28 protein-coding genes and 1 other RNA gene are annotated in these 24,709 nt (G+C 32.4%); 11 read left to right on the top strand and 18 right to left on the bottom strand.

From position 1 onward, the window contains the following. Positions 1 to 79: 79 nt before the first annotated feature. The 3 genes from CVIC12175_RS03140 to CVIC12175_RS03130 are packed head-to-tail and all read left to right on the top strand — an operon-like array spanning position 80 to position 2,623. Positions 80 to 1,249 (top strand): ATP-grasp domain-containing protein, encoded by a 1,170-nt coding sequence (locus CVIC12175_RS03140; RefSeq protein ID WP_180380649.1) that lies wholly within the window; start codon positions 80 to 82, stop codon positions 1,247 to 1,249. Beyond that, complete coding sequence (locus CVIC12175_RS03135) at positions 1,246 to 1,926, top strand: class I SAM-dependent methyltransferase (protein ID WP_086302419.1); 681 nt, start codon at positions 1,246 to 1,248, stop codon at positions 1,924 to 1,926. The genes CVIC12175_RS03140 and CVIC12175_RS03135 overlap by 4 nt, the downstream gene beginning before the upstream one ends. A 10-nt stretch (positions 1,927 to 1,936) precedes the next feature. After that, positions 1,937 to 2,623, top strand: coding sequence for a class I SAM-dependent methyltransferase (locus CVIC12175_RS03130; RefSeq protein WP_086302420.1), 687 nt, complete (start codon positions 1,937 to 1,939; stop codon positions 2,621 to 2,623). Between the two features lie 5 nt (positions 2,624 to 2,628). Here the strand turns inward: CVIC12175_RS03130 and hisD are convergent, their stop codons facing one another. The 9 genes from hisD to CVIC12175_RS03085 are packed head-to-tail and all read right to left on the bottom strand — an operon-like array spanning position 2,629 to position 10,695. Next, positions 2,629 to 3,909, bottom strand: a complete 1,281-nt coding sequence (gene hisD, locus CVIC12175_RS03125) for a histidinol dehydrogenase (RefSeq protein WP_086302421.1) — start codon at positions 3,907 to 3,909, stop codon at positions 2,629 to 2,631. 49 nt (positions 3,910 to 3,958) lie between these two features. After that, positions 3,959 to 4,690: a YaaA family protein gene (locus CVIC12175_RS03120; protein ID WP_086255375.1), complete on the bottom strand. Its 732-nt coding sequence runs from the start codon at positions 4,688 to 4,690 to the stop codon at positions 3,959 to 3,961. Beyond that, a complete protein-coding gene (locus CVIC12175_RS03115) occupies positions 4,665 to 5,177 on the bottom strand; it encodes an HIT family protein (protein WP_086254034.1) in 513 nt (170 codons plus the stop codon). Before CVIC12175_RS03115 ends, CVIC12175_RS03120 begins: the two co-directional genes overlap by 26 nt. Continuing rightward, a complete protein-coding gene (trpC, locus tag CVIC12175_RS03110) occupies positions 5,167 to 5,940 on the bottom strand; it encodes an indole-3-glycerol phosphate synthase TrpC (protein ID WP_086256829.1) in 774 nt (257 codons plus the stop codon). Before trpC ends, CVIC12175_RS03115 begins: the two co-directional genes overlap by 11 nt. After that, a complete protein-coding gene (locus CVIC12175_RS03105; protein WP_086256764.1) occupies positions 5,937 to 7,178 on the bottom strand; it encodes a tetratricopeptide repeat protein in 1,242 nt (413 codons plus the stop codon). The genes trpC and CVIC12175_RS03105 overlap by 4 nt, the downstream gene beginning before the upstream one ends. Further along, the gene (locus CVIC12175_RS03100) at positions 7,154 to 7,522 is read right to left on the bottom strand and encodes a YkgJ family cysteine cluster protein (RefSeq protein ID WP_086302538.1); all 369 of its coding nucleotides are present in this window, start codon (positions 7,520 to 7,522) and stop codon (positions 7,154 to 7,156) included. The genes CVIC12175_RS03105 and CVIC12175_RS03100 overlap by 25 nt, the downstream gene beginning before the upstream one ends. Beyond that, positions 7,522 to 8,217 carry a tRNA1(Val) (adenine(37)-N6)-methyltransferase gene (locus CVIC12175_RS03095; protein ID WP_086302422.1) on the bottom strand — a complete coding sequence of 232 codons (696 nt, stop codon included), beginning with the start codon at positions 8,215 to 8,217 and terminating at the stop codon, positions 7,522 to 7,524. Before CVIC12175_RS03095 ends, CVIC12175_RS03100 begins: the two co-directional genes overlap by 1 nt. After that, the gene (locus tag CVIC12175_RS03090; RefSeq protein WP_086302423.1) at positions 8,204 to 9,736 is read right to left on the bottom strand and encodes a coiled-coil domain-containing protein; all 1,533 of its coding nucleotides are present in this window, start codon (positions 9,734 to 9,736) and stop codon (positions 8,204 to 8,206) included. The genes CVIC12175_RS03095 and CVIC12175_RS03090 overlap by 14 nt, the downstream gene beginning before the upstream one ends. 2 nt (positions 9,737 to 9,738) lie before the next feature. Continuing rightward, positions 9,739 to 10,695 (bottom strand): NAD(P)-binding domain-containing protein, encoded by a 957-nt coding sequence (locus CVIC12175_RS03085; protein ID WP_086302424.1) that lies wholly within the window; start codon positions 10,693 to 10,695, stop codon positions 9,739 to 9,741. 186 nt (positions 10,696 to 10,881) lie between these two features. Here CVIC12175_RS03085 and CVIC12175_RS03080 point away from each other — a divergent pair, with 186 nt between their 5' ends. Next, the gene (locus tag CVIC12175_RS03080; RefSeq protein WP_086248189.1) at positions 10,882 to 11,352 is read left to right on the top strand and encodes a hypothetical protein; all 471 of its coding nucleotides are present in this window, start codon (positions 10,882 to 10,884) and stop codon (positions 11,350 to 11,352) included. Positions 11,353 to 11,354: 2 nt separating this feature from the next. Here CVIC12175_RS03080 and CVIC12175_RS03075 read toward each other — a convergent pair whose 3' ends face one another. The 5 genes from CVIC12175_RS03075 to CVIC12175_RS03055 are packed head-to-tail and all read right to left on the bottom strand — an operon-like array spanning position 11,355 to position 16,627. Continuing rightward, on the bottom strand, positions 11,355 to 13,016 hold the full coding sequence (locus tag CVIC12175_RS03075) for a lytic transglycosylase domain-containing protein (RefSeq protein ID WP_086315853.1): 1,662 nt from the start codon (positions 13,014 to 13,016) through the stop codon (positions 11,355 to 11,357). Beyond that, entirely contained in the window at positions 12,994 to 13,293 is a 300-nt protein-coding gene (locus CVIC12175_RS03070) for a YggT family protein (protein ID WP_086254040.1), read from the bottom strand. The genes CVIC12175_RS03075 and CVIC12175_RS03070 overlap by 23 nt, the downstream gene beginning before the upstream one ends. Next, the gene (gene gltX / locus CVIC12175_RS03065; protein WP_086315852.1) at positions 13,290 to 14,579 is read right to left on the bottom strand and encodes a glutamate--tRNA ligase; all 1,290 of its coding nucleotides are present in this window, start codon (positions 14,577 to 14,579) and stop codon (positions 13,290 to 13,292) included. The genes CVIC12175_RS03070 and gltX overlap by 4 nt, the downstream gene beginning before the upstream one ends. 3 nt (positions 14,580 to 14,582) lie before the next feature. Further along, positions 14,583 to 15,260, bottom strand: coding sequence for a 7-cyano-7-deazaguanine synthase QueC (queC, locus tag CVIC12175_RS03060; protein ID WP_086255383.1), 678 nt, complete (start codon positions 15,258 to 15,260; stop codon positions 14,583 to 14,585). After that, positions 15,257 to 16,627, bottom strand: a complete 1,371-nt coding sequence (locus tag CVIC12175_RS03055; RefSeq protein WP_086315851.1) for a phosphomannomutase/phosphoglucomutase — start codon at positions 16,625 to 16,627, stop codon at positions 15,257 to 15,259. Before CVIC12175_RS03055 ends, queC begins: the two co-directional genes overlap by 4 nt. Positions 16,628 to 16,755: 128 nt before the next feature. Here CVIC12175_RS03055 and thiF point away from each other — a divergent pair, with 128 nt between their 5' ends. From thiF to thiH, 3 genes are read left to right on the top strand one after another with little or no spacing between them, the layout of a single operon-like run. Continuing rightward, entirely contained in the window at positions 16,756 to 17,559 is an 804-nt protein-coding gene (thiF, locus tag CVIC12175_RS03050) for a sulfur carrier protein ThiS adenylyltransferase ThiF (protein ID WP_086255385.1), read from the top strand. Next, on the top strand, positions 17,552 to 18,313 hold the full coding sequence (locus CVIC12175_RS03045) for a thiazole synthase (RefSeq protein ID WP_086315850.1): 762 nt from the start codon (positions 17,552 to 17,554) through the stop codon (positions 18,311 to 18,313). The genes thiF and CVIC12175_RS03045 overlap by 8 nt, the downstream gene beginning before the upstream one ends. After that, positions 18,314 to 19,492 carry a 2-iminoacetate synthase ThiH gene (gene thiH / locus CVIC12175_RS03040; protein ID WP_086315849.1) on the top strand — a complete coding sequence of 393 codons (1,179 nt, stop codon included), beginning with the start codon at positions 18,314 to 18,316 and terminating at the stop codon, positions 19,490 to 19,492. A gap of 289 nt (positions 19,493 to 19,781) precedes the next feature. Here thiH and CVIC12175_RS03035 read toward each other — a convergent pair whose 3' ends face one another. From CVIC12175_RS03035 to CVIC12175_RS03025, 3 genes are read right to left on the bottom strand one after another with little or no spacing between them, the layout of a single operon-like run. Further along, entirely contained in the window at positions 19,782 to 20,393 is a 612-nt protein-coding gene (locus CVIC12175_RS03035) for a YigZ family protein (protein WP_086255387.1), read from the bottom strand. Then, positions 20,384 to 20,959: a 16S rRNA (guanine(966)-N(2))-methyltransferase RsmD gene (gene rsmD, locus CVIC12175_RS03030; protein WP_086315848.1), complete on the bottom strand. Its 576-nt coding sequence runs from the start codon at positions 20,957 to 20,959 to the stop codon at positions 20,384 to 20,386. The genes CVIC12175_RS03035 and rsmD overlap by 10 nt, the downstream gene beginning before the upstream one ends. Next, positions 20,949 to 21,293 (bottom strand): ornithine carbamoyltransferase, encoded by a 345-nt coding sequence (locus CVIC12175_RS03025; protein WP_086246651.1) that lies wholly within the window; start codon positions 21,291 to 21,293, stop codon positions 20,949 to 20,951. The genes rsmD and CVIC12175_RS03025 overlap by 11 nt, the downstream gene beginning before the upstream one ends. A gap of 156 nt (positions 21,294 to 21,449) precedes the next feature. Between CVIC12175_RS03025 and CVIC12175_RS03020 the strand changes: the two genes are divergently transcribed. Genes CVIC12175_RS03020 through CVIC12175_RS03005 form a run of 4 tightly spaced genes read left to right on the top strand, consistent with a single transcriptional unit; the run spans position 21,450 to position 24,300 of the window. Further along, entirely contained in the window at positions 21,450 to 21,827 is a 378-nt protein-coding gene (locus CVIC12175_RS03020; RefSeq protein ID WP_086256771.1) for a flagellar protein FlaG, read from the top strand. 2 nt (positions 21,828 to 21,829) lie between these two features. After that, on the top strand, positions 21,830 to 23,698 hold the full coding sequence (gene fliD, locus CVIC12175_RS03015; RefSeq protein WP_086315847.1) for a flagellar filament capping protein FliD: 1,869 nt from the start codon (positions 21,830 to 21,832) through the stop codon (positions 23,696 to 23,698). Beyond that, complete coding sequence (gene fliS, locus CVIC12175_RS03010; RefSeq protein ID WP_236861088.1) at positions 23,685 to 24,098, top strand: flagellar export chaperone FliS; 414 nt, start codon at positions 23,685 to 23,687, stop codon at positions 24,096 to 24,098. The genes fliD and fliS overlap by 14 nt, the downstream gene beginning before the upstream one ends. Beyond that, a complete protein-coding gene (locus CVIC12175_RS03005) occupies positions 24,085 to 24,300 on the top strand; it encodes a hypothetical protein (RefSeq protein WP_086248176.1) in 216 nt (71 codons plus the stop codon). Before fliS ends, CVIC12175_RS03005 begins: the two co-directional genes overlap by 14 nt. Before the next feature lie 15 nt (positions 24,301 to 24,315). On the opposite strand, the gene rnpB is transcribed toward CVIC12175_RS03005, so the two are convergent. Continuing rightward, positions 24,316 to 24,637: RNase P RNA component class A (gene rnpB / locus CVIC12175_RS03000), an RNA gene on the bottom strand. Between the last annotated feature and the right edge of the window lie 72 nt (positions 24,638 to 24,709).

The raw sequence follows: 24,709 nt of genomic DNA, 5'->3' as shown, positions 1-24,709 counted from the left end.
ATTTATGCTTAAATATTATTTTATTTATAGTAAAATTTAGTAACCCTAAGCTATAATTTAGCAAATTTAAAGGTAAATAATGAATCAAAATAAAATAGCTTTAATCATTGGTGCAAGTAGCGAAAGCATTATAGCAATTAAACACGCTAAAGCTCTTGGTTTAAAAGTTATAGCCTTTGATGCTAATCCTAAAGCACCAGGGTTGAAAGAAGCGGATATATCTTATAATATAGATATCATCAACCCAAGCAATATCATACAAACCTTATCTAAAGAAAATATAACTCTAGATATAATATTGCCAGTACCAATTGGTCGCTATCTAATCACTATTGGCGCTTTAAATGACTATTATAATCTAAATGGTTTTAGTTATAAAATGGCAGATATTTGTACTGATAAGCTCAAATTTGCTAGCGCTTTAGCAGATAATGGGGGGGGGTTAGGCTCTTTAAGAGATATAAAATTTGATATATTTGATCCAAATTTAAATCACAATAAGCTTAAATTTCCACTAATAATCAAGCCAAGATTTGGCAGTGGTAGCAAAGATACGATGGTTATATCTAATCTTGATGAGCTCAAAAATATCGCTAAAAATATTAAATTTACTAAAATGGATTTTTTAATCGAAGAGTTTATAGATGGCTTAGAGTATGGGATTGATGCTGTTATTATCAATGGCGAATTTCATCATATCTTATCAAGACAAAAGCTATTAACCACGCTCCCATATAGACAGGCTATAGGGTATATTAGCATAGATGAAATTCCATCTATAAGTAGCTATATCCAAAATATAATAACCAAATTAAATATAGATAATTGTTTATTACACGCTGATATAATAACCAAAGATAATAGAGCATTTATCATAGAGCTATCTACTCGCCCAAGCGGGCATTATCTAAGTAAATTTATAGAGATTACAACTGGTATAAATCCTACAAAAGAGTGGATAAATAAAAGCTTAAATCTACCATATAACTTCAAGCCAAAATTTAGAAAAAATACAATAATGCGCTATTTTGATTTTGAAGGCGACTGGATAGCAGCTGATTTTGACTTGCTTAAAGATAGCTTAGGGATTATAGATTATAGGTGCGAAATTAATTCAACACTACCAAAAGTTATAGATAGCTCTACCATAATGGATAGAGGCTATGCCATTATAGAAGCTAACTCTAAAGAAGAGTGTATAAATAACGCTCATAAACTAATATCAAATTTTAAAAGGATTAAAAGATGAATCAAGAAGTAATAAAAGCTCAAGAATATGCCTATGAACTATGGGGAAAACATGTAAGTAGTGGAATGCTACTATATCCTAATGAGTATTTAACTCGCTATATATATGCTAATCGTAAGAAATTTAAAAGTGTCTTGGATTTTGGATGTGGAGATGGAAGACACCTTGAAATGATGGCTAGAGCTGGACTAGAGCATATAATTGGCGTAGATTATAACCACTCAGTACTAGATGTAGCCCAACAAAGATGTCAAAAGTATAATATCAAATGCGAGCTATATCAAAATAATCAAAACAAAAAATTAAACGAGCTAATAAAAGATGAGCTAGACTGCGTAATCTGCTGGGGGATAACCCTTGCTAATGCACACTATGTAACAAGTGATATATTTAAGCAGTTTGCTAGTGTATTAAAACCTGGCGGTAAAGTTATAGCTAACTGGAGAGCACAAGATGACTCACTATATGGCGATGGAAAAGAGATTGAAAAAGATACATTTATAATAGAGCGTCAAAGTCACAAAGGAATGTTATATTATATACCAAATTTAGATGATATAAAAGCTATTTATAAAGATGCTGGGCTAGAGATTATAAGCATTGATAGTGAGAAATTTACAAATAATAATGGTAAAATAATAAATTCATGGCACATAATAGAAGCTAAGAAAATTTAAAAGGATAAAAATGAGAAATAGCGTAGAAGACTATAAAGAGCATTTTGAGCTTTGGGAGGATTTAATCTTAAGCGGAGATAGAATCTATCCAAGTGAATTTGTGGTGCGTTTTGCATTTAAAAACAAATTTAAAAGCGTATTAGATTTTGGCTGTGCAAATGGTCGCCATTTAGAGTGCTTTAGCAAAGCTGGTGCTACTAGATTAATCGGTATTGATTTAAATCAAAAACCATTGGATCTTGCACGCTCTAGACTTGAGCCAATTATGAAAAGTCGTGGTGCAACCTTAGAGCTATATAGCAACAAAAATTGCTCTATAGATGAGATTTTAAAAGATACCAAAGTAGATGCGATACTAGCTTGGGAGATAGTTTATTTATATACTCCAAATATAGTTATAGAACTACTAAAATCGCTAAAATCACATCTAAATCAAAATGGTAAAATCTTAATAAACTTTATCTCCACAGATGATAGCCTAAAAAGTGATGCAAAAATGCTAGAAGATAATATGTATGAGATTACAGAAGCTACTCATAGGGGGCTGATTTTTACATTTTATAGTTTAGAGATGATAGAAGATCTACTTAAAAAAGCTGGACTTAAAATCATTAGCATAGAAAAAAATCATTACTGGCTAGATAATGGTGCTATCAAGCATGACTATATAAATATACAAGCCACACATGATAGCTAAGAGTTTTACATTCTAAATTCAACCGAGAGTTTGTGTGCTTCTAGCCCTTCAGTATCGGCTAGAGCCATACAAGCACTTCCAATCTCATCAATTGCTCTTTTATTCATTGAGATTATAGAGCTTTTTTTGATAAAGTTACTTACACTAAGTGGTGAGAAAAATCTAGCACTACCGCCTGTTGGTAGCGTGTGATTTGGCCCAGCTAGATAATCCCCAATCGCCTCAGGCGTATAGTGACCTAAAAATATAGCTCCAGCATGCTTAATGCGTGGCAAATACTCATACGCATTATCCGTAGCAATCTCTAAATGCTCTACGGCTAATGCATTCATCAGCTCTATACACTCATCAATATCACTAGTTACGATAATAGCAGCCTTATTATCTATACTAGCCTTAGCAATCTCATATCGTTTTAAATTTGGTAATAATCGTTGAATTTCATCATTTACTTTATTAGCAAACTCAGCACTAAATGTGATCAAAAAGCTACTAGCAATCTCATCATGCTCAGCTTGGCTTAATAGATCAATAGCTATATGAGTAGGATTAGCACTCTCATCAGCTATCACTCCTATCTCGCTTGGTCCTGCTATCATATCTATATTTACATCGCCATATACCATCTTTTTAGCAGTAGCGACAAAGATATTACCAGGGCCTGTGATTACATCCACTTTTTTAATAGTTTGCGTACCATATGCCATAGCAGCAACAGCACTAGCACCACCAACCTTATATGCAGTTTTAATACCCAAAAGATGCATAGCTGCAAGCAAGAGCGAATTTACCTCTCCGCCTACTGCTGGGGTACAAACTACTATTTCTTTAACTCCAGCTACTATAGCAGGAACTGCATTCATAATTAGTGAGCTAGGATAGGCTGCTTTTCCTCCTGGAATATATAAACCAGCACGATCTACTGGAGTAACCTTCTGGCCCAATATTGCACCGCTTGGCTCAAAATCTATCCAAGATTTTTCTACTTGCTTTTCATGATAGGCTTTTATCCTTTCATATGCTAATTTTAAGGCATTTCTTAGCTTATCATCTAGATTGTCATAGGCTGTTTTCATCTCATCGGTAGTTATAGCTAAATTACCATTTACTTCCCACTTGTCAAATTTAGCTATTTGCTCGTTTAAAGCAGCATCGCCACGCTCTTTAATATCATTAATAATTCCATTTACAATTGGCATTACGCTTTGCATATCTATATTTGAACGATCTACCAATAATGAGAATTCATCTTTAAAATTTGCTTCATTACTATATAAAATTTTCATAAACATCTCCTTGAATTACAAATTATATCCTATTTTAACCAATCTAAATCTAACAATCATCATTAATATCAAAAACTAGTTCGCTTTTTAGTTTGGTTTTTCTAATCTCTAATAAGCTTAAATTTGGGAATTTAATCTGCATTAACTCATCAAAATTACTAGCTTTATTAAGTGCTAAATCACGCAAAACTAGCCCACGATAATACTTGGCAAAGTGGCTTACAATCTTATTATTTTTTAAAAATTTCATAGTTATATATGGGGTTTTTATACTATAGAATTTATCATAATATCCAGCCCGAAGATCAAGTATATCCTCACCTTCTAAAATCTCATCTAAAACTTTATCAAGTCTTGACTTATAATATTTTGCGCTATCTATTTGCGATATTTTTTCACCCTGTTTGAGCTTATAAAACTGTATATAATCTCCAGCTCTTAATACCCCATAAAGATTAGAAAATATAAGCAAATTCTCATCTATATATCTAGATGATGATTCATCTAAATTTGAGTAATTAAGCGCTTCATATGCTACTCCATCATACATAAGCACAGCTTTATGATAGCTTTTTTGCATAGTTAAATTTTTTATTTTGGTTATATCATTAGCACTCTTTACGCCAAAAATTTGGCCCAAAATACTCTGGTCTTGGCTGCTAATTAAATCATAATACTTTTGTAGTATCTCGTCTCTATCGCAAATTATTGAATTAATAGGCGAAGTAAGCGGATTTAGCGTTGGCCTCTTAGCCTCACTTGGAGAAAATAGGATCTTCACGCTCTAACCTTTGAAACTCGCTCTTTAAACTATTATATTGCTGCATAAATGGAACCCCATGAACTCTAGTATATGCAATTGTAGTGATAAAATTTGTATCTCTCTCCCATCTTGGCACAAGGTGATAGTGTATATGTTCAGCTATACCAGCACCAGCTGCAGCTCCTAGATTCATTCCGATATTAACTCCACTAGCATTTAAACTCTTTTTTAGCACTGCGACGCCCTTTTGGACTATGGTGCTAATCTCTAGCCAGATATCTAAATTTAGATTTTCAATATTATCTATATGCTTATAAGGAATTACCATAAACTCACCTAAAGTATATGGATATCTATTCATCACACCAAAGCAATTTTTAGCTCTAAATAGTACAAAATTTTCAGCATCATTTTGTGGATTTTTAGCTATATCACAAAATATACATTCACAACTCTTAGTTCTGCTAAAATACTCTGCCCTCCAAGGAGCAAACTCATCTTTCATTTTTTATCTCCATTACAGCCTTATAAATATCATCTTGACGCATAAAATGCTCACCGATTAAAAATCCCCTAACTCCATTTTGGCTTAAATTTAAAAGCTGCTCATATGAGTACAAGCCGCTTTCTGCTACTATTATTCTATCATTTGGAATTTTATCTTTTAATCTTAAGCTTAGGCTCATATCCATATCAAATGTAGCTAAATTTCTATGATTTATCCCTATTAGTTTAGCATTAGTTTGTAAAGCTTTTTCTAAATCTTCTTCATCGTGAATCTCCATTAACACAGTTAAATTCAACTCATTAGCATAATTTGATAACTCTATTAAGCTCTTTGTATCTAAGGCCTTAGCAATCAACAATATCATATCAGCACCATAAATTCTAGCCTGAGCTACTTGATATCTATCTATGATAAAATCTTTTCTAAGCAAAGGAAGATTTACAAATCTACGAATTAAAGCCAAATACTCTAAACTTCCCATAAAATAATATGGCTCAGTTAATACACTTATTGCCCATACTCCAGCTCGCTCATATTCTAAGGCTATCTTTAAAGGATTAAATTCGGCACAAATAACGCCCTTGCTAGGGCTTGCTTTTTTCACTTCGGCTATGATATTTATACCATTTTTAATACTATTAAGTGGATTAATAGTACTTCGTGAATGAAGTATAGCTTTTTCAAGTAGATTAAATGGTAGCTCTATTTTTTGCTTATCAAGCTCAAATTTGGTTTTATCTATAATTTTATTAAGTATCATCTCTTCTCTTTTATACATTTTTTAATCTTATTATAGTGGGCTTTGAACTCCTTTTGCTCTAGATACTCAGGCGTTATCTTATCTATCCACTCCATAGCTTCATCGCATCTTTTAAGTTTATAATATCCCCAAGCTACAGAGTCAGCTATATATGCAGATTTTGGATCTAAAGCATAAGCCTTTAAGGCAAGCTCAAGCCCTTTAGCAATATCGATATTATGATCAATAAGCAAATATCCATAATAGTTATAATACAATGAATTATCAAGCTCATAAACAGACTCTTCAAAAAGCTTGATTATAAGCTCTATCTCTTTTGTTTTGCTTAATTCATACTTATATATAGCCATTTTAGCTTTATACTCTATATTGTTAGTAAATTCAAACAGCCTTGCAGCAAGATTATAAGCCTCTTTATATTCGCCAAGCTGAGCGTGAATTTGAGCTAGCAGATCATCATTAAACTCATATTTTTTAAGTAAATTTTTTGCTCCTTTATAATCCTCTTTATAAAGTAGCACCTCAAGGGCATTTACTAGATATTGGCTAGACTCATTTTCTAAATATAATTTCTCATATATTCTTACCATATTATCAAAATCAGCTAAATTTGAATATAGATCTAATAAGGCATAACAAGCCCTATGAGCGCAACCATTTTGTTCTATCCAGCTGTTTGCTATATTTATTGCGCTTTTACTATCGCCTAAAAAATCATTAAATATACTCATAAGACGCACCATATTATCTTCACTTTTATCTATTTCATAGGCCTTTTTGTATAGTTGGATTGATTTTTTTTGATTATCTTCAAAGGCGTAGATATTAGCTAACAAAATATAATTTTGACTACTTCTATCTTTTTTGATTAATTTTAAAGCTAATTTTTTAGCCTCATCAAGCTCATAAATCGATATAGCATAACCAATTTTTAATCTTAGAGTTTCAACATCATCGCCTTTTAGTTCATCCATTATTTTGTATAATAAATTTGATCTAGAACTTAAAGCTAATTTAGCAGACTCTTTTAAAAACTCCTCATCTTTGCTATTTTGATAAAGCTCATAAAATATCTCACTAGCCTTAGCTATCTTGCCATCTTCTATCATAAAATAGGCATTAATTATATCTAAATCATTATTTGGCTTTGTATGATAAATAGAGCTAAACTCAGGATTTAAAGTGCTACAACCGCACAAAAATAGAGCTAAAGCTACGATTGCTTTACGCCAATACATTCCATCTCCAACTCTTTATAATTTGTTTTAAAATGCTCCCAAAATGGAAAGCTTCTACACTGCTTAGGTCTATACTCATATATAGAGCAATTTTTATTTTTCTCATCAAAAAATATACACGCCCAACCCTTTTGATATGGCTTTTCTTTAATACTATATCTATTATCAAATTTTTCTAAAAATATCTCCTTAATAAGCTCTGGCTTATAGCCTAAATACTCTCCTAATATTTTTATCTCACTCTCATCAATCCAGATATATCCACTCTCGCCAGTACAGCATTTACCACCGCACTCATCGCACTTTTTAGGATCAAATTCATAATCAAACCCATCTTGTTTTATCACTTATAAACCTTGCTTATAGTATTTGCTTTATTAAAAATTTCCCGAGCATCTACGCTCAACTTATCTTTATCAAAAACAACCAAAGGCAAAACCACTTCGCACATTGAGCGGCTACTTTTTTTAGCCTCTATTAGTACTAATTTAGCATTTTGATTATCTTTAGAATAGATAAATTTAAGCTTAGTTAAATTTAACTTAAACTTGCTAAGAAGTGGTATAATATCTCCAATTTGCTTAGCATCATAGCAAAAATATAACACACCTTTTGGTTTTATATTGCGATTACAACTAGCTAAAAACTCCTCCAAACTAAGAGAATCGGAGTATCTTGAGTTTGCTATATGTTTATTTTGACTCTTAGTTACATCAGTATGATAAAAAGGTGGATTAGATATGATAAAATCAAATTTAATATCACTTTTAAACTTACTAAAATCTTCAGCTATAAACTCACCAGCAATACCATTTACACTAGCATTATGCTGACTAATTTGCACATTTAAAGGATCAATATCTATCCCTGTTAGCTTTATCTCATTATCACGAGCGACTAAAAGACCCAAAATACCACACCCACATCCAACATCTAAAATCTGGCCTTTTGGCTTACTACCTATAAAATCATACAAAAATAGAGTATCGCTATTGTATCTATACCCATTTTGAAGCTGATAAAGCTCAAGCTGACCCATTGCTATCTCTATTTATCTCTTGGGTTTTAATATTTTTTATCAACTCTTCATAATATTTTTTTTGATTTTCTAGCTCTTTTATATATTTTTGTTTTGTAGATTCTATGCTATCTTTGGCTTTTTGAATTATGGTGGCTATTTTTGCGTTTAGTTCGCTATTTTTAATCTCTAAATCTGTAATTTTAGAATTTAACAGCTCATAGTTTGCCAATTTTTTGCTATTATTCATATCGCTTTTTAAATTTAAAATTTGATTTTTTAACTCTTTTAACTCTTTGTCTTTAGCAGCTGTTTGCTTTTCTAAGTTGCTTATTTTTTGCATACTTTTATTAGCATCGCTAGCATTAAATTCAATTCTTCTGCGTAAATCCACAATAGAGTCTTGATACTCTTTTTCTTTAGCTTTTAACTCTTTTTTATAGTCTATCTCTTGATTTGTTATCTTAGCATTTAATCTAGCTATTGTCATATTTTGCTCTTTTAGACTATTTTCATACTGCTCTTTTAGCTTTTTATCTTTATTTTCTTGAGTAATTTTATAGGTTGCAATTATTTTATTTTCGATATCTTTTAACTCTTTATCTTTTTGATCATTTAGATTTTTAATAGTCATATTGAGCTTTTTTATCTGATCATTTTTATTATTTATCTCAGCAAAATACTCATTTCTTTGCCTATCTAATTCAGATTTTAACTCATCAACGGTTTTGGAATTTTTATTTTGTAGCTCTATTAATGCTAAAGTTTGAGAGTGCATTAGTTTATTTATCTCATCGCTTTTGATATCGATTTGCGACTTTAATGACTCTATCTCTTTATCTTTAGCTTTTATATTGTTATTAAATTCGTCATTAAATTTAGAATTTTGTGCTTTAAGGGCATTTAATTCATCATTTAATTTTTTATTGCTATTTTGTAAATTAATATTTTCTTGCTTATTTTTATTAGAGTTATCTTCAATTTTTTTATCGGCTAAAATTTTAGATTTTTCTAATTCGCCTTTTAATTTATCTATATTGTTTTCTAAATCAACTATTTTTTGCTCATATCTTTTTATGCTCTCTACGCTATCAATTTGAAGTTCATTTATTCTCTTTGTAAGCTCAGCTACATTTTCATAGTGCTGAGCTTGAGATGATTTTATCGCTTCATCATATACATTTTGAGCATTTTTATCAGCATTTAAAATAGTGATTTTTTGACTTTCTATCTCTTTTGCTAATTCAAGATTTTGCCTAATTAGCTGAGCGTTATCGCTAAGCAATACTCTATTATCGCTAATTGCAATCTCTAAATTTTTTTTAAGAGTATTTAGATCATTTGGTATTTCTAAAATATCGCTTTGGATATCATTATCACGCTTTTCTAACCATGAAAAATAATCACCAAGCGCATCGTACTTTGATTTTAGCACATACTTATCTTGTTCGTCCTTGCTAAGATCATCAAAGCTTAATTGCTTATCATCTGTGCATCCAACCAATAACGCACCAACTAGTAAATACCAAATTTTATTCACTATTACGCCTTATTATTTACGATATAATTCATAATTTTGTGTGCATCATTAAGTGCTGATACAATACTAGCCCCATTTTTACTAGCGATATCGCCACCTACATATAGGCCTTTTACATTGGTTTGCAAATTCTCATCTACGATTGGCTTAGTATCGCTATCAAGCTCTATGCCGCATTTTTGTAAAAAATCAACTGGAGTTGAACCGCCAATTGCATAGATGATTCTATCATATATTACTACGCTACCATCGCTATAGCTTACTGATACCTTACCATTATCATTTTCTATACCTACGATATCTACGCCTAGTTTTAGTGTTAATTTACCATCTCTTGCGCTATCTTCTACAGCAGCTAAATTTATATCATTTAATCTTGTAAATGTAGAGCGTCTATAATTTAGAGTTACATCATTACAGCCACTTAGATCAACAGCATACTCAGCAGCTGAATTACCACCACCTACTACAATAATCTTTTCACCGCAGTTGCAGTTATTTAGATTATAATTTACAACTTGAATTAATGAAGGTGGAATCTTATAATCTGGTTTGTTTGGCTTACCCATTCTACCAATACCAACCATTACATTTTTAGCCTTATATACACCTTTTGCTGTAGTAACAACTAGCAGATCACCATCTTTTTTCACGCTTTCAACTTCAGCATTAAAAATCGCTTCAATATCTCCATCATCAAGCAATTTATCAAAGTAATTTAATGTGCTTTCTTTTGTTCCATCAAAGAACTCCACACAGCCTTTTGTCTCGCTATCAAGACCTTTATAGACCTTATCTACGCGTTTGCCATCTTTATAAAATTTGCGAATTGTTTGAGAGTGATTATCACCCTTTTCTAAAAGAAGAACATTTGCAAACCCAGCCTTTTTGGCCTCAACTACTGAAGCGATACCAAAAGGACCACCACCAATGACTACTACATCATATAAATTTTCCATATTTTTCTCCATCTATTATATTTTTTAAACATAAAAAATTAAATATATCTAAATTCAACTTAAATTACTATTGATTTTTAAAAGTAAATTACTAGATAAATTCAAAATATATTTTAATAAAATAAATATAATATAATTTAAAGATTAAACATATAAATGGTATAATTTAGCAAAAAAAGGAAAAAAATGTTAAAAAATATAGCCATAATTTCTATAGCTTTACTTCTTGCTGGCTGTTGGGGCAAAAGCTCTTTACACTCACAAGCTAATCTTAAAAATGAACTTTTAGCCTATACGCAAAAATATGATAAAGCTCAAACACTGCTAGTAGCTACATATCTAAATCCAATATATCAAGGCGAATTTATAAGCGAATTTGAAGGTAGTGATATATTTATTATCTCTATCTATCCAGCAAATAAACTACCAAAATCGATTACCATTAATTCAAAAAATGCTAATTTTACAAAACTTGATAAAGATGATAAGCTAACTGCTTTAACCTCAGTGAATTTGCCATGGAGTAGCCACTATAAAGCAGATATTCAAGCTCAAAACACAAATATTTTAAACTTAGATATAACCTTAGATGACAACTCTACAGCAAAACTTCAATTTCAAAAAATTGCTAGATCGCTCTATTGGCATACTAGATAAGCTCAAAAGCTAATCTTATCTCTAAATCCATCACTTAATTCAGGAATTAAAGTATTATTTAAAAAGTGCGATATCCTCGTACTTTTACCTAAAACTGCTAAATAGATTATATAATTTGCCAAGACCTTCTTAGCATATACCCTACTCTCAGCATATGGAACTAAATCCATGGATAAAAATGGCTCATATTTGCTATATTCGCTCTTGCGACTAAATAGATCTCCACGAAGTAGCATACGCTTTGTAAAGCCAATACCACCATTATAAGCATAAGCAATAAATATAGGATTGTATAGATATTTTTCTAAATAATCTAGATGGAAATTTGCAAATTTATAAGCAATTTGTGGCTTAAACATATCATCAATATCAAATTTGCTAATTCCAAGCTTAGCTGCAATATCTACAGCCAAAAATGGCATAAACTGCATCATACCAAGTGCATATGATGTAGATATAGCACTAGGAACAAACCTACTTTCTTGTCTAGCAAGGGCTAAAATCAATGCTTGACGCTTAATATCATCAGTTCCTATATGCTCCATAAATGGCATTGGAAAGAAGTGAATTTTGTAATTATGAGCTTTTTGCATTATATAGCTATACTCTCCAAGGGTGCTTTGAGTATAAAACCTTGATGCATATGAGATTAACTCAGAGCTTGGCATTTTAGCTACTTTCTCTCTTGTGCGTTGCCATGTAAATGGGTCGGTATAATCATATTTTAATAACTCTTTTGTAGCTGGCTTTGGTACTGCAATTTTAATCTTTTCATTGCTGCTAAACTCTCTAGCATATAAACTATATATATTAATATCAGCACTATTGGCTATCTCTTTTAGAAGATTTTTATTTTTAGTTATAAGATAGATCCAAAAATTAGCATTATCTTTATTACTAGCAAATTTAGATTTCATAGCTGCTACTTCAAAAAATTTCACCGCTTTATCTTCTTGATGAAACAATATAGCATTTAAACCAAATAAAAATGCCATATCGCCACTAAGTTTATCAGGATTTACCTTTAGTAGCGATCTTCTAAATTCATCATTTTTCTTACCAATTACTGATTCTTGGATTATTGTTTTAAACTGCCAATGATTAATACTATTTACAATTAGCAAGGAGCTAAGCTTATGAGTATTTAAAAACTTATCTTTATCTTGTGCGCTAAAATAGTGTTTAAAATATCCAGTAGTATCACCAATTTTGATGTAATATCCTAGCGGGTCATCTTTGCTAAATCCTTGAACAAAATTATAAAATTTTGAATTTGCATTTTTTAATCTTTTAGCTAAGGCTGATCTTTGTTCTGGTTTTAAGGAGTTCATAAAACTAATACTAAGAAGCATATTTTGGCATGTTGCATTTGCTTTATGAATATTAGATAGATTATACTTAGAACAATCTGTAACTTTTTGTTTTATTACTCCTAATTTTTTATCAAATAGAGTCTTAATGCTTCCTTGATAGCGATAAATTTGAGTTCTAAGTTTTTTTAACTGAGCTTTGCTAGCTCTATTTTCTTTAGCAAATCTATATATATAATAATCCTTTACCAATCCTTTTGGTGCTGCTTTTAAATTCTCATAGCTTGGCACACTAGCCCAAAGCGGTATAACTAAAAAAGTTAAAAATAGACTAAATTTGATAAGCAAACCCACGAAGCAATCCTAATACAAATCTATTTATAAATTCCAAAGCAAGAAGTATTATAATAGGCGCTATATCAATGCCGCCAAAAACTGTTGGAATTTTAAGCTTTTTAATTAATCCATAAGCTGGTGCCGTTAGACGATAGAGCAGCTGAACAATTGGATTAAATGGATCTGGTCTTACCCAGCTAACAAGCGCTGCAGCTATGATTATAAATGTATAAGCTCTTATTACTATTTCTAAAATATCAACCACTGATATTATAAAATGGGATAAAATTGTCATTTGGCTACAATCTCCTTAATATCTGATTTTATTAGCGGATATAGATCTTTAAGCTCTGGGCCATGCTCAGCTCCAGTTAAAAGTAATCTAAGAGGCATAAACAAGGATTTGCCTTTTAAATTTGTCTCATCAGCTATTACAATTTTAAGCTCTTCAAAGCTATGAGGAATCTGCATATTTAAGATGACTTTACGAATCTCGTCAGCCTCTTTTTGCCACTGTTTTGGGATAATTTTTGGAGCATTAATAGCTTCAATCTTAGCTATTATCTCAGGGATTAAGCTACTTTCTTGAGTATAAAATCTAGCTAAATCTGGCGAACTAAATCCTAGCTCAACTAGCCTATCATCACTAGCTAGTTTGATATGTTCGCGGTTAATTTGAGCTAATTTTTCTTCGCTAAATTTAGCTGGAGAGCGTGAGATATTTGATATATCAAACCAACTAGCTGCTTGTTCTAAGGTAAAGATTTCACATGGAGTTTTATTGCCAATTAATATTAAATAATTAGCAATAGCCTCAGGCATATAGCCCTTTTGTAAAAGATAGCTAACAGATGAGCTATTATCTCTTTTGCTCATCTTTTTGCCTTCCATATTTAAGATTATAGGTAAATGAGCATAGCTAATCTCTTGAGTATATCCTAAAGCTTCTCTGATTAAATTTTGTTTTGGGGTATTGCTTACATGATCTTCGCCTCTTATAATCATTGTAACACCTTCAAGCATATCATCAATCGCACAAGCAAAATTATATGTTGGTGTTTTATCAGCTCTTAAAAGTACAAAGCTATCTATATTTTCTGGCTCAAATACTATCTCACCTTTAATTTTATCAATAAATTTTTGTGTAGTTTTTGGTGCTTTTAGCCTTAAGGCTGCTGGGCGAGGATTGTTTAACACCTCATCGTCGCTTAGATTTTCACAACTTCCATCATATCTATATGCTTTACCATTTTCAGCGGCTTCTTGCCTTTTAGCCTCCAATGTTTCATCATCACAAAAGCATAAAAATGCCTTTTTATCTATTAATAATCTAGCAGCAAATTCTTGATGAAATTTAAGATTTTTACTTTGATAATATAGTGTATCCCACTTTATACCAAACTGCCTTAAAATCTCCATTATCTGTTCATCTTTGCCCTCTATGTTTCTTTCTTTATCGGTATCTTCAATACGCAAAACAAATCCACTCTTATCTTGAAGCGAGGCTATATAGTTAAATATCGCAACTCTTAAATTCCCAATATGCATATCACCAGTTGGCGATGGCGCAAAACGATACATAATTTAATCCTTAAATTTAATTTTTTTATACTCTATAGGGTCATTTAGATTATTTTCTTTAAAACCCTTAAGCCTTAATAAGCAACTATCACACTCTCCACAAGCTAAATCTTCATTTTCATAGCAACTCCAAGTATTAGCTAAATCCACACCTAATTTATAAGCAGTTGCGACGATCTGTCCTTTTGATAATCCTATAAGTGGAGCTTTAAATTTAATATCACAACCAGTTCCTAAATTTGCTGCTTTATTCATTGCTTCTAAAAACTCGCTACTACAATCAGGATAGCCACTTCCATCAGCTTCTACTAATCCAATATAGATAGCCTCACACCCTTGAACCTGCGCAATACCCGTAGCAATAGATAAAAAAATACCATTTCTAAATGCTACATATGTAGCTGGAGGCTCTTTATCTTGTAATGCATTTTTAGGTATTTTTATATTTTTATCTGTTAAAGCATTACCACCTACATCTGCTATAAAACTAGTATCAATTACAAATTTTTTAAGAGCGTTAAGACTGCTAGCGATTTTATCAAAACACTCACGCTCTTTACTCATAGTCCTTTGACCATAGTCAAAATGCAAAGCCACTATCTCATAGCCTTCACTTTTAGCGATACTTGCAGCTACTGCACTATCCATACCACCACTAATTATACATAGAGCTTTTTTCATATCTCTTTAGCCATAATATTTTCTACTAAAGCAATTACTCCATTTTGAATTTCTTGCATATTTTCTAGTGAATTTGCTTCAAATCTTGTAACTATAACTGGAGTTGTATTTGATGCTCTTACTAATCCCCAGCCGTTTTGGAATTTAATCCTAACCCCATCTATATCGATAATATCAATAATCTTTGGTAGTCCATTATCTGCCTGATTTAGCTTAACTTTTAAAGCTTCAATTATTTTAAATTTAGACTCTTCATTGGTTTTAATCTTCATCTCATCAGTTGAGTATAGCTTAGGCAATTTATCTAATTCACTATCTAAATCAAATCCATTAGCTACAAGCTCAAGCACTCTTATCATCGCATACACTGCATCATCAAAACCAAAAAATCTCTCTTTAAAAAATATATGCCCACTAACCTCAGCAGCCATATCTATATTTAACTCTTTCATAGCCTTTTTGATATTGCTATGACCAGTTTTACCCATAAAGCTTTTGCCGATTTTATCAATTTCATCATACATATTTTGACTACATTTGACCTCGCCTAAAACTCTTGGGTTTTTCATATTCTTAGCATATAAATAGGCTAAATCATCACCCTTTATACTTCTTTTAGGCGTAAGAACTGCTATCCTATCAGCATCACCATCAAAGCCAAAACCCAAATCATAGCCACTATTTAAAGCTGCTTTTAACTCTTTTATATTCTCTTCTTCGCTTGGGTCTGGATGATGGTTTGGAAACTCTCCATCAGGATTAGGATATAATATATTAAACTCTAATCCCAGTGCTTTAGCAATTGGCTCAAGCGTTATACCAGCTACGCCATTGCCAGCATCGCATATAATCTTTGTCTTTAATCCTTTAAGATGAGAAAACTCTTTAGCGTAAAAATCCACATATGAGCTTAAAATATCGAATTTAATAGCTCTAAAATCATCTTTAACTACCTTACCACTAGCGATAAACTCATTTACAGCAACTCTTAAAGCTTGTAAATCATCACCAAAATAGCTATCTTTTTTAATAGTTATCTTAAATCCATTATACTCTTTTGGATTGTGACTACCTGTGATCATCGCATTTGCATCAAACTTATCGGTAAAAACACTAAAGTATCCTACAGGCGTAGGAAGCATACCAATATCATAAACATCTAATTTAGCAGCATTAAAACCACTAACTAAATAATTAAAAAGATTAGGTGCTGATGTTCTAGCATCATAGCCTACACTAACACTCTTTACTCCACGCTCTTTCATTACATTGCCAAGGCATATTCCTATTGCTTTGACGCTTTGCTCATTTAGATCTTTTTGATAAATTCCCCTTATATCATACTCTCTAAATATCGTATCAAACATATCTTAGCCCTTATTATAATTATAAGCCAATAATTCTAGCTAAATTTTTATAATCATTAGTTTAAATTTTACAAAATTTAATTACGCATTTAATAGCCATTTTGTCTTTTTTGGCTATAATCACGCTCATGAAAAAGATAAAAATAAACTCAATAATAAAAGAAGTAAATTCTGATAATTTACACGATTTAAGGCTTGAATTAGGCATTAGTGATGATACAATCACTATTTATAAAGGCTTTGCTACAGATGAAAATCTAAAATTAAATGATAATGATAGTGTAATATTCATCAAAAAGGGTCAAATACCAAAAAATGAATGCCTAAAAGAGATGATGGCAGCTAGAAATAGTCCTGAGATAAATGACGCACTAAATGGTGCAAAAATCGGAATAGCTGGTCTTGGTGGCTTAGGTAGTAGTGTAGCTATTGCGTTAGCAAGAGTAGGAGTTAGCTATTTAAAATTAGTTGATTTTGATACTGTTGATCCATCAAATTTAAATCGCCAACAATACTTCATCAGCGATATTGGTAAATATAAAACCCAAGCTTTAGCAGATATAATTGCTAAAATAAATCCATTTGTTAATGTAGATATAAAGACGATAAAACTTGATGAGAATAATGTAAATTCAGTATTTAATAGCTGCGATATAGTAGCTGAATGCTTTGATAATCCACACGCCAAAGCAATGCTAATAAATAATCTAAAAAATAAGATCATAGTAGCAGCTAGTGGTATGGCAGGATATGGCAGAAGCGATGAGATAAAGACTATCAAAATGGCTAAAAATCTCTATATATGTGGAGATTTAAAAAGTGCTGCAAGCATAGGAAATGGCCTTATGGCGCCACGTGTTGGAATTTGTGCTATGCATCAAGCTAATCAAATTTTAGATATTTTAATAAAGAGAGTAGAAAATAATGGATAAATTAAATTTAGGTGGAAAGCTATTTGATTCTAGATTTATAATGGGAAGTGGCAAATTTGACCCTGAACTAATATCAGCTTGCATAGATGAGGCTAAAACTCAAATTATTACTCTAGCAATAAGAAGGGTAAATCAAGACCAAAACGCTAGCATAACTAAATTCATACCAAAAAATATCACACTACTACCAAATACAAGTGGCGCAAGAGATGCCAACGAAGCCTTAAGAATAGCTCGTCTTGGCAAAGAGCTAGGATGTGGAGATATGATTAAAATTGAAGTAATTAGAGATAGTAAATTTTTACTTCCAGATAATTATGAGACGCTAAAAGCTATAGAGCTATTAGCCAGCAATGGATTTATCCCGCTTGCTTATATGATGCCAGATCTTGTAGTTGCTCGTGATATGGTAAATGCTGGAGCAGCAGCTATAATGCCTCTAGCTGCACCAATAGGCTCAAATAAAGGCCTAAGCAATAAAGATATGATTCAAATTCTAATAGATGAGATTGAACTACCTATAATAGTAGATGCAGGTATTGGTCGTCCTAGTCAAGCATGCGAGGCAATGGAAATGGGCTGTGCTGCAGTAATGGCAAATACAGCAATCGCAACTGCAGGCGATATAAGAGTTATGGCTAGAGCTTTTGGCAAGGCTGTAGAAGCTGGACGAGATGCATATCTAGCAAAACTTGGAAGGGTACAAAATAAAGCAAGTGCTAGCTCACCATTAACTGGATTTTTAGGACAGTAGATGAAATTTATACAAAAAACCGATCCAATGGAGTATCTAGAAGGTCAAGAGCAAATAAATAGCGATATAATGCAAAGAGTGCTTGAGGCTGCTAATAGTGTTGAATTTGATAAATTTAATGCTACTGATGTAGAACACGCTCTATCTAAGGATAATCTAAACTTAAACGACCTTCAAGCGCTATTAAGTCCAGTAGCCGCAAACTATCTTGAAGAGATGGTGGCTAAAGCTAAGGCTACTAAAGAGCGATATTTTGGTAAAAACATCTATCTTTTTACACCTCAATATATAGCCAATCACTGCGATAATAACTGCGTTTATTGTGGATTTAATGTCAATAATGATATAAAAAGAGCTCAGCTTGATGAAGATGATATAATCAAAGAGTTAAAAAACATTGCCAAAACTGGACTAAAAGAGATCTTAATCCTAACAGGAGAGTCTCAAACCAAAACCCCACTAAGCTATATCGCAAAAGCTTGTAAGCTTGCTAAGAGATATTTTGATATAGTTGGAGTTGAAATTTATCCACTAAATAGCGACGAATATGCTATTTTGCACGCTAGTGGCGTGGATTTTGTCACTGTATTTCAAGAGACATATAACCCTATAAAATATGGCAAAATTCACCTAGGCGGCAATAAGCGTGTGTTTCCATATAGATTTAACGCTCAAGAAAGAGCCTTAATGGGTGGAATGCGTGGAGTAGCCTTTGGAGCGCTTCTTGGGATTGATGATTGGAGATGTGATGCGATGTGCACCGCGTTACACGCTAGTTTAATTCAAGCTAAATATCCTCACGCCGAGATCTCTATCTCAGTTCCACGCCTTAGACCAATCATCAATAACAATCGCATAAATCCACGCGATGTAACTGAGTGCGCACTACTTCAAGTAATAGCTGCTTATAGACTATTTTTACCATATGCAAATATTACACTAAGTAGTCGTGAAAGTGAGTATTTTAGAGATAATGTAATAGCTTTAGGAGTTACTAAAGTCTCAGCCGGAGTAAGCGTAGGAATCGGTGAGCATGGCGGTAAAGATGATGAAAATAAGGGTGATGGGCAGTTTGAAATTAGCGATAGCAGAGATGTAGAACAGATGAAAAATGCTATTAAAAATGCTGGCTTAACACCAGTAATGAGCGATTATATATACACAGGAGTAGCAAAATGAATGATCCAGTTTTAGGCAAAGGCCAATGTCCATTTAGTGCGATGATATGCAAGATTAAGGCATTTTTTAAAAAAATATTTAGCAAATCTAAATAGTTAAATTTTAGTAATTATTTAAAGCCATAGCAATTATCAAAGCGGTAATTTTACGACAAAGCTAGGATAATTAAATTTAAAATTATTTAATTTAAAATTACCGCAAACTCAAGGTTTAAATTTTAAATTATTCAAATTTAAAATAGCAAGAGTTCTTAAGTTTTACATTTATAAAATTTAGGTTTTAGATTAATTTAAACTTGTTTTGCATTTAATGGAATTGCTAGATACTTCATACCAGCAATCTCATACTCTACTGCAAACTCACGCAAATCAATAAATTCAGCCATAGTAAGACTAAGCTCATACACGCATCCACTCTCTATATAAATTTTATTTACTCTTAGGTCGTGTTTGCTAGTGTAGTGATCAAATCTAGATAACAAAGCAAATGGCACAAATATACTAACAAAATCCCTAATCTCATATTTTATTAAATTAGCTGAATTTATAGCCAAATTTGCACTACTTCCATATGCTCGAACTAGTCCGCCTACTCCAAGCTTCACTCCGCCAAAATATCGCACCACTAATACTGCAGTATCAATTAACTCTGCACCACGCAAAGCATCTAAGCACGGTGGCCCAGAGCTACCCTTTGGCTCTCCATCATCACTGCAATTTTCCACAATTTGAAAATATTTATTATAATACCTATATGCCCAAACTATATGAGCAGCTTTTGGATTATCTGCTTTTAGCTTCTCTTTTAGAGTCTCAAACTCACTAAATGGACATATATAACTAGCAAAGCTTGATTTTTTGATATCTTGCTCGTAGCTATAACACTCTTTTACTAGATACATTTTGTATAATAACTTAGGCTTGTATTGCCAAATTTGCGACTTTTATATAGATGAAAATCACCCATTTTTTGAGGCGTTGCATGGCTAGATATATGCTCTATAATTACTATATCAGCCTCCATCTTACCTAGAATATTATATAATCTTTCATATATTCCATGAAATCCATCTCTAATATCAAATGGTGGATCAACATAAAGTATAATTTTTTGCCCTGCGTTTTGGCTGATTATTTTTGGAGTTAATTCAAAAGTATCACCATGAAGCGCTACTAAATCACTATCACCAAGAGTAGCAAAATTTGATTTTAAACTATTAAAAGCAGCCTTATCTATCTCTATAGCATAAGCTTTCTTAGCATAATTACTAACTGCAGTTGCAGCCATCAATCCACTTCCGCCAAATAATTCTATAAATATAGCTCCATAAATATCGCTTTGTAAGCTATTAAATACAGACTCTTTTACTATTGATTTAGTGCTTCTAGTTGTAGATAGGCTTGGAAGGGTTAGCTTTTTGCCTTTATATTTACCACTTGAGATGGTTGCAAATAGACTATTTTTCATACTCATCTTTTATTATTTTTATTAGATCAAATTTAAATTTATCCACTAAATCGCCTATTCTTCGCTCTAAACTAGTAAGCTCACTTGGCTGGATTTTGCCACTAATTTGCATCGCTGAATAAAACTCACCCAAAGTATTTAGCAACGCATCTTTGCTAAAAGGAACTCTAAGATATGGCGAATTACTCCCTATAACAAAGACAGGCTTACTACCTTGTACGGCTCTATCGCTTACTATAAAATCACAATCTTTTCTTGTAGTTGCCTTTGAGCCTAGAAATAGTCTTAAGCTCTCAGCTAAAAGTAGACACTCACAATCTATACAAACTCTCATAGCCCTACTCCTTATAATAAGTGCAAATAGTATCAAAATATCTATAAATTTGGCATAAAATTTGCTTTAAATGTGTATAAATGTGCTAAAATACTATAAATTTTGGCGTATTTAAGCCGATTTATCATCTAAACAATTTTATTAAAAGGATGCCAAATGGAAATTTTCAAAGCAGCAGCCCAACAACAAATGGATATGACGGCAAATGTAGCAAATGTTAAACACCAGTTCAACCCTCAAACAATAGAAGTTGAAAACTCAAACCTTCAACAAGACTCAGCTACTCACAATAAAGCAACTGAGCATTTAACAAATGAGCAAATTCAAGAGATTTTGTCTCAAACTAACGATAATCTAAGTTTGCTTAACACAAATATTAGGTTTGGTTATAATGATAAGATTGATAGTATGTTTGTTAATGTTATGGAAGCAGACACAGGTACGATAATTCGCAAAATCCCTACCGAACAAGTAATGAAGCTAACTGAACACTTCAGAGATATAGTCGGTATGATATTTGATAAAAAGGAATAACAATGGCAATCAATACAGAAAAATCTCAACTAGGTGTTGGTAGTGGAAATATCCTAAGCTGGGATACTATAGATAAATTAAAAGAAGCTGATACTAAGGCTATGGTTAAGCCATTGGAGACAAAAATTCAAGATAACCTAACCAAACAAAAAGACCTAACAGCTATCACTACACTGCTTAGCACATTTAAAGGTAGCGTATCAAATTTAACTGGAGATAACACCTATTTAAAACGTGATGCAAACGCTACTGGTAGCAATAGTGTAAGCGTCTCAGTAAGCGCTGGTGTCGCTGAACAAAATATGAACTTAAGCGTGCAACAACTAGCTAGTCAAGACTCATTCCAGTCTAAGACTTTTGGCTCTAGGACTGAGAGTGTTTTTGATACAGATGTTAGCTTTGGTATAAGTATTGGTGGTAAAGATTATGTTATTAATGCTGATTCTACAACCACGCTAGAACAGCTGGCTGAAAAGATAAATGAAGCTACAGAAGGTAAAGTTCAAGCCAAAATCCTAAATGTAGGCGGCGATGAACCATTTAGAATGATTATCCAATCAGCACAGACTGGAGAAGCTAATAAAATTGACTTTTATAGCATACAAAGCACAACAGGTGGCAGTGCAACAAATACAAGCAACGATAGCACTCTAAAAGCTTTAGGATTTTATTTTGATAAAGCATCTAGTACTAATGGCAGTAAAGATAGTCATGGTAACACTATAATGAGATTAACTCTAAAGCAGCCTGATAAATTATCAGAAGATGAGAAAAAAAATGCCGGTTCTCAAATTTCAACTGCTCAAGATGCTAAATTTAAATATAACGGCATAGATATAACTAGAAGTTCAAATACAATCGATGATCTAATACTAGGTGTGAACTTAACTCTAAATAAAGTAGATAAAGATGGCGAAACTACCAATGTCAATATCACTCAAAGTACCGAAGGTATAATGGAAGATATCAAGGCTATGGTAGAGTCATACAACTCTTTAATGAATAATATCAATGAAGCTACTAAATATGATAGCGAAACTGGTCTAGCTGGTACTTTCCAAGGTGTAAGAGAGATCACATCTATTACAACAGAGTTAAATAAAATCATAAATGGCGTAAGCAAAGATGGTAAGTCTTTGGCTGATTTTGGTATTACTCTTACTAAAGATGGACTTCTTACACTAGACTCATCAATATTAAACGATATGATAAATACTAAATTTGATGAGTTTAAAAACTTCTTTAGCTCTGAGACTAAATTTACAAATGTTACAGCAGTTGGAGATAAAAAAATAGAGTGGAATGATGAGTTAAAAGGTAAGCTAACCATAAATGGGGTTGAGATAGATATAAATATTGAAAAAGAATTTAAAGACAAAGATGGCAAACCTCTAACAAATGGTGAAGCAGAAAAAGCTAAGAAAAACGCCCTATTAAAAGCTATAGCAAATGCTAGCGGTCTAAGCGATATCTCAGCTTCATTTGATAAAGATGGCAAACTAGTGCTAAAAGGTTCAGGTGGAACAGATATTGAGATTAAAGGTGAGAGTAGCTTTTTAACAAAACTAGGTCTAAAAGAGCAAAAGCTAGATGGCAAAACTGAGATTATAGGCGGATTTTTCAAAGGTCTTAATGATACTTTAAATGGATTAATTGGATCAGAAGGTAGCCTAACAGCCTACGAAGAGAGCCTAACTAGCTCACACAAATCCTTAACTGCTTCAAAAGAGCAAAGGCAAAAAGAGCTAGATGCTAAATATACTACAATGGCTGAAAAATGGTCTCAATATGATACAATCATAGCCAAACTAGAAGCCCAAATGAATACAGTAAATAGCATGATAGAGGCTGCTAACAATGCTAACAAGTAGTAAAGGAACATCAATGGCATCATCTAGTGCTGCATATGCAGCTTATAATCAAAATAATATGGGGATTGACTCCCCACAAAAACTAATTGCAATGCTATATGAAGGGATTTTGCGTTTTATTTATAGAGCTAAAAAGGCTATGGATGCTGGAGATATAGAAAGTAAAGTATTGTTTTTAAATAAAACAAATGCTATATTTTTTGAACTAATAAATTCCCTTGATATGAGTCAAGGTCAAATTAGTGAGTATCTACAAGGTCTATATAGCAGACAAATTCAGCTAATATCAGAGGCTAACATCACAAATGACCAGAGCAAACTAGATGAGGTTATACATGTAACAAGAGAGCTTTTAGAAGCTTGGAAAGACGCTACAAGGAGCGATAATGAATTGGCTTAATCAATTTAAATCAGCCCTTGTAAGCGAGGATTTGGATAAGATTGAGTATTTAACAAATCATTATCCATCAAAGCTTAATCCAGATGAGCTAGAATGCACAGCAGCACTTTTAAAAAACTCAGTTGAGCTATTTAGAACAAAACAAAAAGAGCTTGAAGTCGAACTATCTAAGGCTAAAAAAGCTAAAAAATATGATTTTTAATCTTAGCTAAGATTATGAAATGGTGCGACTATAAGCCGAGTTCTGTTATGATAGTCATTTATCTAGATTTGATGTTAGATCAAATTCAAGCGAAGGGTTGAATATAAGACTCCAAACCATCCCTTCTTGCTGCGAGTTGGGTTTACATAGCTGCTTGTATCTCTACTAGCACTGGTAGGCTCTTACCCCACCGTTTCACCATCACCGCTAAAGCGGCAGTTTGCTTTCTGTTGCACTATCCCTTGAGTTACCTCAGCCACCCGTTAGGTGGAACTCTGTCTTATTGCAGCTCGGACTTTCCTCAAGGCCTAAACCTTGCGACTATCCATCGCACCAGCTTAATTCTATCAAAATAGAGCTTAAAATTTAGAATTAATATAACATTGATTAACTCTTTTTTAGTAAAATT

Origin of the sequence: Campylobacter vicugnae (assembly GCF_002139875.1) — a bacterium.
Classification (GTDB): Bacteria; Campylobacterota; Campylobacteria; order Campylobacterales; family Campylobacteraceae; genus Campylobacter; species Campylobacter vicugnae.
Note: the sequence above shows the minus strand (reverse complement) of the source record. Positions and strands in the feature narration are given on the sequence as shown.